This window comes from Microbacterium sp. B19, from assembly GCF_000333395.1.
In the GTDB taxonomy this organism is placed as follows: Bacteria; Actinomycetota; Actinomycetes; order Actinomycetales; family Microbacteriaceae; genus Microbacterium.
This window is the reverse complement of the sequence record NZ_BADA01000525.1, coordinates 1-3,207: the sequence shown is the minus strand read 5'-3', so window position 1 is coordinate 3,207 and position 3,207 is coordinate 1. Positions and strand designations below refer to the sequence as shown.

Sequence of the window (3,207 nt, the reverse complement as noted above, 5' to 3'; positions counted from 1 at the left end):
GCGCTCGAGATCGCGTGCCCCGTCGTCCGAGACCGCGATGGGCGCTCGTGGGTGCGGGCCACCGCATCGGCATCCCCGGCCAAGGCGCGCGAGGTGCGCGGTGTTCCCCGTGTCGTCGTGCGCGACGGTGAGGCGATCCGCAGCGCCCTGTTCGAGATGGGCGCCCGCCGCACCGCAGGGGAGTGGGACCAGATGCGTCAGCGCCGCGAGGTGCGCGCCGGCGTGAACCGTCTCGTCAACTTCGACGACGCCAACCTCCGCCGGTCCGCCCAGGCGGCGGTCGCGGCCTGCGCCCGCGTGGAGCGCGCGCTCGAGATCCTGGGCGACGAGGTCCCGGCGCACCTGCAGCAGGCCGGCGAGCTGCGCCTCGCGCACCGCGACGCGAGCCTCGACGAGCTCGGGCACCACGCCGACCCGCCCCTCACCAAAGACGCGGTGGCCGGTCGCATCCGTCGCCTGCTCGCGATGGCCGACAAGAAGGCCGAGGCCGAGGGCATCCCCGGCACCGAGGCGGCCGTGCCCGTCGGCGCCGACGACTGACCCACGCCGACCTGTGAACGGATGCCGGAGCCCTGGGATCCGTTCTCCGTTTCTGCGCCACGGCCGCTGGCGACGCGCCCGGGCGAATACTCCGCGTCATTTGGGGAAGCAACCCCGTAGCCGCTGCGTTGCTGCTCAGTAGGATGAACACGTCACCCTCGCTGCGCCGAGGCTTCGGTGCAGCGCCGATTCGGAAGTAGAGAACATGGCGAAGTACACGCTGCCCGAACTGCCCTACGACTATGCCGCGCTGGAGCCGCACATCAGCGCGACCATCATGGAGCTGCACCACAGCAAGCACCACCAGACGTACGTCAACGGCGCGAACACCACGCTCGACCTCCTCGCCGAGGCGCGCGAGAAGGGCGATTTCGCGAACATCAACCGCCTCCAGAAGGACCTCGCGTTCAACCTGGGCGGTCACACCAACCACTCGATCTTCTGGACGAACCTCTCGCCCAACGGCGGCGACAAGCCGACCGGCGACCTCGAGGCCGCCATCGACGACCAGTTCGGCTCGTTCGACGCGTTCCGCGGCCAGTTCACCGCGGCCGCTCTGGGCGTCCAGGGCTCCGGCTGGGCGGGTCTCTTCTGGGACTCCATCGGTGAGAACCTGATCATCCAGCAGTTCTTCGACCAGCAGGGCCAGATCGTGGCCGGCACGGTGCCGCTGCTCCTCCTCGACGTGTGGGAGCACGCCTACTACCTCGACTACAAGAACGTCCGTGCCGACTACGTGAAGGCGTTCTGGAACATCGCCAACTGGGCCGATGCGCAGGAGCGCTTCGCGGCCGCCCGTGAGAAGACCGCGGGTCTGCTGGTACTGTCGTAAACGGCGTGGGCGTCCCGACGGGACACCCCGTCGGGACGCCGTTGTCCGCCAGCGAACACCGCAATCACGCGCTTCTCGCGCACAACTGATTCAGGAGATATTCCGTGACCGTCAAGATCGGAATCAACGGCTTCGGCCGTATCGGACGCAACTACCTCCGCGCGGCTCTCGCGCAGGGTGCAGACCTGGAAATCGTGGCGGTGAACGACCTCACCGACAACAAGACGCTCGCGCACCTGCTGAAGTACGACTCCGTCGGCGGCGTGCTGTCCGAGGACGTCTCGTACACCGAAGACTCCATCACCGTCGGCGACAAGACCATCAAGGTCTTCGAAGAGCGCGACCCCGCCAACCTCCCCTGGGGCGAGCTGGGCGTCGACATCGTCATCGAGTCGACCGGCCGTTTCACCAAGGCCGAGGATGCCAAGAAGCACGTCGCCGGTGGCGCGAAGAAGGTCCTCATCTCGGCGCCCGCCACGGGTGACGACGCGACCATCGTCATGGGCGTGAACGAAGAGACCTACAACCCCGAGACCGACGTCATCATCTCGAACGCGTCGTGCACCACGAACTGCCTCGCCCCCCTGGCGAAGGTGTTCAACGACGCCTTCGGCATCGAGCGCGGCTTCATGATGACCGCCCACGCGTACACCGCCGACCAGAACCTGCAGGACGGCCCGCACAGCGACCTCCGCCGTGCGCGTGGCGCAGCGATCAACATCGTGCCCGCCTCGACCGGTGCCGCCAAGGCCATCGGCCTGGTCCTGCCCGAGCTGAACGGCAAGCTCAGCGGCTCGTCGTACCGCGTGCCCGTTCCCACCGGCTCGATCGTCGACCTCACGATCGTCACGCCCACCGAGGGCCTGACCGTCGACCAGATCAACGCGGTCTACAAGCAGGCCGCCGCCGAGGGTCGCCTCGCCGGCATCCTCGAGTACACCGAGGACCCGATCGTCTCGAGCGACATCCAGGGCAACCCGCACTCCTCGATCTTCGACGCCGAGCTGACCAACGTGTCCGGCAACCTCGTCAAGGTCTCGTCCTGGTACGACAACGAGTGGGGTTACTCCAACCGTCTCGTCGACCTGACCGAGTACGTCGCCGAGCGTCTCTGACCCTCCATGGCTCTGCGCACCCTCGAATCGCTGGGGTCGCTGGCCGGCACGCGCGTCATCGTCCGTTGTGACCTGAACGTCCCCCTCAAGGACGGCGTCATCACGGACGATGGCCGCGTGCGCGCGTCGCTGCCGACCCTCAACGCCCTGATCAACGCCGGCGCTCGCGTCGTCGTGTGCTCGCACCTGGGCCGTCCCGACGGGTCGCCCGACCCGAAGTACTCCCTCGAGCCGGTCGCGCAGCGCCTGTCCGAGCTCCTCGGCCAGCCGGTCGCGTTCGCCCGCGACACGGTCGGCGAGTCCGCGCGCGAGGCCGTCGCCTCGCTCGAGGACGGGGACGTCGCCGTCATCGAGAACCTCCGCTTCAACCCGGGGGAGACCTCGAAGGACGAGGCCGAGCGCCAGGCGTTCGCACGTCAACTCGCCGAACTCGGCGACGCGCTCGTGTCGGACGGCTTCGGCGTCGTGCACCGCAAGCAGGCCAGCGTCTACGACCTCGCTCAGATCGTGCCGTCCGCGGCCGGCCTGCTCATCCAGAAGGAGCTCGAGGTCCTCGATCGCCTGACGGAGAACCCCGAGCGTCCGTACACGGTCGTGCTCGGCGGCTCGAAGGTCAGCGACAAGCTCGGTGTCATCGAGCACCTGCTGCCGCGCGTCGACAAGCTGCTCGTCGGTGGCGGGATGATGTTCACGTTCCTCGCGGCCGAGGGCAACAAGGTC

The 3,207-nt window shown here is 68.2% G+C and carries 3 protein-coding genes and 1 pseudogene; all 4 read left to right on the top strand.

From position 1 onward, the window contains the following. Positions 1-540 (top strand): annotated as a pseudogene (whiA, locus tag I5G_RS23425) (DNA-binding protein WhiA); the annotation flags it as partial. A gap of 205 nt (positions 541-745) precedes the next feature. Then, positions 746-1,372 (top strand): superoxide dismutase, encoded by a 627-nt coding sequence (locus I5G_RS17975; RefSeq protein WP_022880298.1) that lies wholly within the window; start codon positions 746-748, stop codon positions 1,370-1,372. A 104-nt stretch (positions 1,373-1,476) separates the two neighbouring features. Beyond that, positions 1,477-2,487 carry a type I glyceraldehyde-3-phosphate dehydrogenase gene (gap, locus tag I5G_RS17970; protein WP_022880297.1) on the top strand — a complete coding sequence of 337 codons (1,011 nt, stop codon included), beginning with the start codon at positions 1,477-1,479 and terminating at the stop codon, positions 2,485-2,487. Positions 2,488-2,493: 6 nt separating this feature from the next. Continuing rightward, on the top strand, positions 2,494-3,207 hold a 714-nt coding region (pgk, locus tag I5G_RS17965), incomplete at its 3' end, for a phosphoglycerate kinase (protein ID WP_022880296.1).